Raw genomic sequence first — 5,791 nt, 5'->3', positions numbered from 1 at the left:
TGCTGCAGAAATTGACGCAGGTCTGCCCGTCCGCACGCAGTTGCACCGCGTGCGCGCCGCTCACCATGCGGCGCCGGCGGAACAGCTTGCGCGCGTGCACGGCCTCCAGCTGCGCGCGCAGGAAACGCGTGAGCGCGCTGTCCGGCGCAGGCGTCAGGCGGCGGGCCGGTTCCGGGCGCATGCGGCCCCGCCGCAGCCTGGCGGCGCGGCCTCATCCGCGGGCTCGCGGTCGGCCCGCAGGCCGAGGCGCGCGAACAGCTGCTGGTCGCGCAGGTGGTCGGGATTGCCGGTGGTCAGCAGCTTTTCGCCATAGAAGATCGAGTTGGCGCCGGCGAAGAAGCACAGCGCCTGCAGCTCGTCGCTCATCTGCTGGCGCCCGGCCGACAGGCGCACGTGCGAGGCCGGCATCAGGATGCGCGCCACGGCGATCGTGCGCACGAAGTCGAAGGGGTCGAGCCTTTCCGCGCCGTTCAGTGGCGTGCCCGGCACTTGCACCAGGTTGTTGATCGGCACGCTCTCGGGATGCTGCGGCAGGTTGGCCAGCGTGCGCAGCAGCTCGACGCGATCGGCGGGCCGCTCGCCCATGCCGACGATGCCGCCGCAGCAGACCTTCATGCCGGCCGCGCGCACGTTGTTGAGCGTGTCGAGTCGGTCTTCGAAGCTGCGCGTGGTGATGATCTCTTTGTAATACGCCGGCGAGGTGTCGATGTTGTGGTTGTAATAGTCCAGGCCCGCGGCGGCCAGCTTCTGCGCCTGCTGCGGCTTGAGCATGCCGAGCGTCATGCAGGTCTCAAGGCCCATCCCCTTCACCGCCGCCACCATCTCGACGACCTTCTCGAGGTCGCGGTCCTTGGGACTGCGCCAGGCCGCACCCATGCAGAAGCGGCTGGCGCCGGCGGCCTTGGCCTGCGCGGCCGCGGCCTTGACCGCCTCGAGGTCCATCAGCGGCTCGTTCTTCAGGCCGGTGTCGTAACGCACGCTCTGCGGACAGTAGGCGCAATCCTCCGGGCAGGCGCCGGTCTTGATCGACAGCAGGGTCGACAGCTGCACCGCGTTCGGGTCGAAATGCGCGCGATGCACCGCCTGCGCGCGGAACAGCAGCTCCATGAACGGCAGCGCGAACAGCGCCTGCACCTCGGCAGAAGTCCAGTCGTGGCGGATATCGCCGACAGTCGTGGCAGTAGGCACCGCGGAATCCCCGTGATTAATATGTGCCCGGCAGGCAGCCGGGCGGACCGGGCAATGGTCAGCCCCTACCCTGCAAGTTGTCAACTGGCAAGGAAGCCGAATCTGGATATCTGGTTAAAAATTCGCCACACGCCGGACATCCTGGCGGATCTGGTCTATCCACGCGAATGCGTGCTCTGCGGCGGCCGCGGGCATGCCGGCCTGGATCTTTGCCCCGGCTGCCGCGCAGAGCTGCCCTGGAACCGGCATGCCTGTCCGCGTTGCGCCCTGCCGTTGCCGACCGCCTGCCCCGCGGGCACCGTCTGCGCCGACTGCCTTCCGCAGCCGCCGCCTTATGCCCGGGCCTGGTCGGCCTACGTCTATACCGGTCCCTTGCGCTGGCTGCACCGCCGGCTGAAGTTCGGCGCGCGCCTGGCGAACCGGCGCCTGCTCGCAGCGCTGCTGGCCGAGGCGCTGGAACAGGCGCTGGCGCGCGGCGAGCTGCCGCGCCCGGACGTGCTGGTGGTGATGCCGCTGCACCCGCGGCGGCTGATGTGGCGCGGCTTCAACCAGTCGCTGGAGCTGCTGCGCCCGGCGGCGCGGCGCCTGGGACTGGAGCCGGACTGCAGCAGCCTGCGGCGCGTGAAAGCCACCCGCCCGCAGTCGGATCTACCCGCTGGTGCACGACGCCGCAACGTGCGCGGGGCTTTCGCCTGCGATCGCCCGCTCACCGGGCAGCATGTCGCGCTGTTCGACGATGTGGTGACTACCGGCCACACCGTCGCCGAGGCCGCGCGGGTGCTGCGCCGGGCCGGTGCGCGCGAAATCAGCGTCTGGTGCCTGGCGCGAACCGAGAAAACGTAAAGCGAGAAAGAAGGATTCTTTCCTGTTGACCCTGAAAATCCTGTTTATCCTGTCCATTTCTTCATGACGCTTTCCATTCATCGGTGCCCCAGGCCACCGCCAGGCCACCCTGGCCGATGTTGACCGACAGACTCATGCTCGACACCGCGGTCAGCAGCTCGACGCCCTTGAGCGCACAGACTTCCTTGAGCTTCTTGTAGCCCTCGTAGTGCTCGATCTCCCTCGGATTGCCGCCGTAGGCGACCACCACGTAGCTCGAGGTGATGCGGTGGTAGATCTGCTCGCAGGCGATCTCGAACATGCGCTCGCAGCATTTGTCGAAACCGAGCACGCGGGCGATCGGCTCGTTGACGTCGTGGTAGCGGCGCATGATCGGCTTGATGTCGAGCGCGTTGGCCAGCAGGTAGGCCCCCAGACCGATGCTCTTTTCGCCGCGCTTGGTGGCGCGCGCGCGCACCACGGCCAGGTCGTCGATCGCCAGCAGCGCGCAGGTGTTCCTGACGATGGTATCAGCCTGGCGGCGGATAGCGTCGTGCGGCACGCCCTCCTGGATCAGGCGCGCGATCTCCGCTACCACCACACCGATGCCGGGGCCGAGCGTATTGCTGTCGATCACGCGCATCGAGAACGGGCCCTTGATGTCGGCCTCGGCGCGCACCTTGCGGTAGTCGCGCAGAATCGCGAACGAGGCCTTGGTCGCGTTCTCGAAGATCTTGCTGCGGTCCTTCCACACCGTGACGCAGAACACGTAGTCGAACTTCTTGACCAGCTTCTGCAGGAACACGTCGTGGATCTGCTCGACCGTGAACGGTGCGGTCTCGGCGTCGTGAAACTTGTCGCCCCAGCCGCCCTCGTAGAAGGACATGTAGGTGTCGAAATCGCGCTCGTCGACGAACACCTTGTCGCCGAGGCGCACCGTCACCGGCAGGATCTCGATGTCGTGCGCCTTGATGAAATCGCTTGGCAGGTCGCAGGTGGCGTCGGTCACAATCCCGATTCGCATCGCTCTTTCCTCTCCGCACCGCGGTCTGGACCGGTCTGGCGCCCGTCTGTAACCGCTTGTCGTGTTTTGCGTAGCCCGAGGGTAACACCGTCGCGCGGGCTTGTGGCAGGCGCGGAGCGTGCCTCCTTAAAAAATACTACCCGCGAACAGGCCGACGAACACGGCGGCACCGAACAGATTGTTGTTGCGGAAGGCGCGGAAACAGGCCGTCGGCTCGAGCGCGCGGATCAGCCACTGCTGGTACAGCGCGCAACCCGCCGCCACCGCCAGCCCGGCGTAGAACAGCGGCGGTTGCGCACTCTGTATGCCCACCCAGGCCAGGCAGCCCAGCACCAGCAGCTGCAGCAGCGCGGTGACCGGGCGCACCGCGGAGCCGAACAGGATCGCGGAGGACTTCACGCCGATGCGCCGGTCGTCAGCGATGTCCACCAGCGCGTAGAAGGTGTCGTAGGCAACGGCCCACAGCAGGTTGGCGGCGAACAGCCACCAGGCCAGCGCCGGCACGCCGCCGGTCTGTGCCGCGAAGGCCATCGGGATGCCCCAGCTGAAGGCGATGCCGAGATAGGCCTGCGGCAGGTAGGTCCAGCGCTTCATGAACGGGTAGCTGGCCGCCAGCAGTACGGCCGGCACCGACAGCGCGACGGTGAGCCAGTCCAGCGTCAGCACCAGCGCGAATGCGGCCAGGCACAGCAGCGCGAACAGCACCAGCGCCTCGCGCGGGCTGACGCGCCCGGCGGCAATCGGCCGGTCCCTGGTGCGCGTCACGTGCGGGTCGAAGCCGCGATCGGCGTAGTCGTTGATCACGCAGCCGGCCGAGCGCATCAGCACCACGCCGAGCACGAACACGACCAGCACCTTCAGATCGGGCCGGCCCTCGCCAGCGATCCACAGCGCCCACAGCGTCGGCCACAGCAGCAGCCCAATGCCGACCGGCTTGTCGAGCCGCATCAACAGTGCGTATTCGCGCAGACGGCCGGGCGGTTTTGCATTCATAACTGAAGAATAGAACAGGATTAACGGGATTTTTCAGGACAGCCAGAATGGATTCATTCCTGAAACCCAAAACTGCTTGTCCTGTTCATCTTGTTGAGTCCTGGCCATCCTGTTCCATGTCTGCTCACACGCTGGCGTACTGGCCGCCGCGCTCGCCCAGCCAGCGCCGCAGCAAGGGCGGCACGCGTTCCGGGTGCCGGTCGAGCATGCGGTCGGCGGCGGCCTGCACCGCCGGGATCAGCGGCGCGTCGCGCAGCAGGTCGGCCACGCGCAGGCGCGCGAGGCCGGTCTGCTGCGTGCCGAGGATCTCGCCCGGCCCGCGCAGCTCCAGGTCGCGCTGGGCGATCACGAAGCCGTCGGTGGTCTCGCGCAGCACGCGCAGGCGCGCCTCGGCCATCTCGGTCAGCGGCGGATGGTAGACCAGCACACAGTGGCTGTGCGCGGCGCCGCGCCCCACGCGGCCGCGCAGCTGGTGCAGCTGCGACAGGCCCAGCCGCTCGGCATTCTCGATGATCATGAGCGAGGCGTTGGGCACGTCCACGCCCACCTCGATCACGGTGGTGGCGACCAGCAAATCGACGTCGCCGGCCTTGAAGGCACGCATCAGGCGGTCCTTCTCGGCGGGCTTGAGCCGCCCGTGCACCAGGCCGATGCGCAGCTGCGGTAGCTCCTGGCGCAAATGCTCGGCCGTGTCTGCCGCCGCCTGTGCCGCCAGCGTCTCGGATTCCTCGATGATCGTGCACACCCAGTAGGCCTGGCGCCCGGCCTGGCAGGCCGCGGCCACGCGTTCCAGCACCTCGGCGCGGCGCGTGTCGGGCAGCGCCACCGTCGTCACCGGCGTGCGGCCCGGCGGCAGCTGGTCGATGACGGAGACGTCGAGGTCGGCGTACAGGCTCATCGCCAGCGTGCGCGGGATGGGCGTCGCCGTCATCACCAGCTGGTGCGGGTGCAGGCCGTTCTGCATGCCCTTGGCGCGCAGTGCCAGCCGCTGGTGCACGCCGAAACGATGCTGCTCGTCCACGATCATCAGGCCGAGCCGCGCGAATTCGACGTCGTCCTGGAACAGCGCGTGGGTGCCGATCGCCAGCGCGATGTCCCCGCGCGCCAGGCCCTGTGCCACCTGCCGGCGCTCGCCCTTGCCCTGCCGCCCGCTGCACAATGCCAGCGGCACGCCCAGCGGCGCCAGCCAGCGCGCGAAATTCTGGTGGTGCTGCTCGGCCAGCAGCTCGGTCGGCGCCATCAGCGCCACCTGCCGGCCGGACTCGATGGCTGCCAGCGCCGCCAGTGCCGCCACCACCGTCTTGCCGGCGCCGACATCGCCCTGCACCAGCCGCAGCATGGGGCGCTCGCGCGCCAGGTCCGCGAGGATTTCCTCCCCCACCTTGCGTTGCGCCGCGGTCAGCGCGAAAGGCAGCGCCGCGACGAAGCGCTCGCGCAGGCGGCCGTCCCCCGCGCAGGGCGGCGCGCGCTCGCTCTGCACCTGCCGGCGCAGCTGGCGCAGGCCGAGCTGCTGCGCCAGCAGCTCCTCGAAGGCCAGGCGGCGCTGGGCCGGATGTCGGCCGGCCAGCAGCGCCGCGATATCGGCGTCCACCGGCGGCGCATGCAGCAGCCTGAGCGACTCCAGCAGGCGCGGCAGGCGGCGGTCGATCAGCACCTCGTCCGGGAGCAGGTCCGGCAGCGCGTCGGGATGCTCGAGCGCGCGCAGCGCCTGGCTGATGAGGCTGCGCAGCCGGCCCTGCTGCAGGCCGGCGGTGGCGGGATACA

Annotated in this window: 6 protein-coding genes; 1 reads left to right on the top strand and 5 read right to left on the bottom strand. The window is 68.9% G+C overall.

The window, feature by feature from the left end; all coding sequences use genetic code 11:
* Together VNJ47_08580 and bioB are read right to left on the bottom strand one after the other, a co-directional pair.
* Positions 1-181: 8-amino-7-oxononanoate synthase (locus VNJ47_08580; protein ID HXG28891.1), on the bottom strand; the 181-nt coding region annotated here is incomplete at its 3' end.
* Positions 154-1,188, bottom strand: a complete 1,035-nt coding sequence (gene bioB / locus VNJ47_08575; GenBank protein HXG28890.1) for a biotin synthase BioB — start codon at positions 1,186-1,188, stop codon at positions 154-156. The genes bioB and VNJ47_08580, both read right to left, overlap by 28 nt.
* A gap of 54 nt (positions 1,189-1,242) precedes the next feature.
* Between bioB and VNJ47_08570 the strand changes: the two genes are divergently transcribed.
* Positions 1,243-2,031, top strand: a complete 789-nt coding sequence (locus VNJ47_08570; GenBank protein ID HXG28889.1) for a ComF family protein — start codon at positions 1,243-1,245, stop codon at positions 2,029-2,031.
* A 61-nt stretch (positions 2,032-2,092) separates the two neighbouring features.
* On the opposite strand, the gene VNJ47_08565 is transcribed toward VNJ47_08570, so the two are convergent.
* The 3 genes from VNJ47_08565 to recG all read right to left on the bottom strand — a co-directional run.
* Complete coding sequence (locus VNJ47_08565; protein ID HXG28888.1) at positions 2,093-3,034, bottom strand: DegV family protein; 942 nt, start codon at positions 3,032-3,034, stop codon at positions 2,093-2,095.
* Between the two features lie 126 nt (positions 3,035-3,160).
* A complete protein-coding gene (gene ubiA, locus VNJ47_08560) occupies positions 3,161-4,027 on the bottom strand; it encodes a 4-hydroxybenzoate octaprenyltransferase (protein HXG28887.1) in 867 nt (288 codons plus the stop codon).
* Positions 4,028-4,151: 124 nt separating this feature from the next.
* Positions 4,152-5,791 (bottom strand): ATP-dependent DNA helicase RecG (gene recG, locus VNJ47_08555; protein HXG28886.1); only part of this gene is annotated, 1,640 nt, incomplete at its 5' end.

This window comes from Nevskiales bacterium, assembly GCA_035574475.1.
In the GTDB taxonomy this organism is placed as follows: Bacteria; Pseudomonadota; Gammaproteobacteria; order Nevskiales; family DATLYR01; genus DATLYR01.
The sequence above is the reverse complement of the archived record's forward strand: the minus strand, read 5'-3'. Positions and strand labels throughout refer to the sequence as shown.

Coding starts and splice junctions, on each gene's coding strand:
- VNJ47_08570 (HXG28889.1), top strand. CDS start 1,243: ATGGTCAGCCCCTACCCTGCAAGTTGTCAACTGGCAAGGAAGCCGAAT.
- ubiA (HXG28887.1), bottom strand. CDS start 4,027: ATGAATGCAAAACCGCCCGGCCGTCTGCGCGAATACGCACTGTTGATG.
- VNJ47_08565 (HXG28888.1), bottom strand. CDS start 3,034: ATGCGAATCGGGATTGTGACCGACGCCACCTGCGACCTGCCAAGCGAT.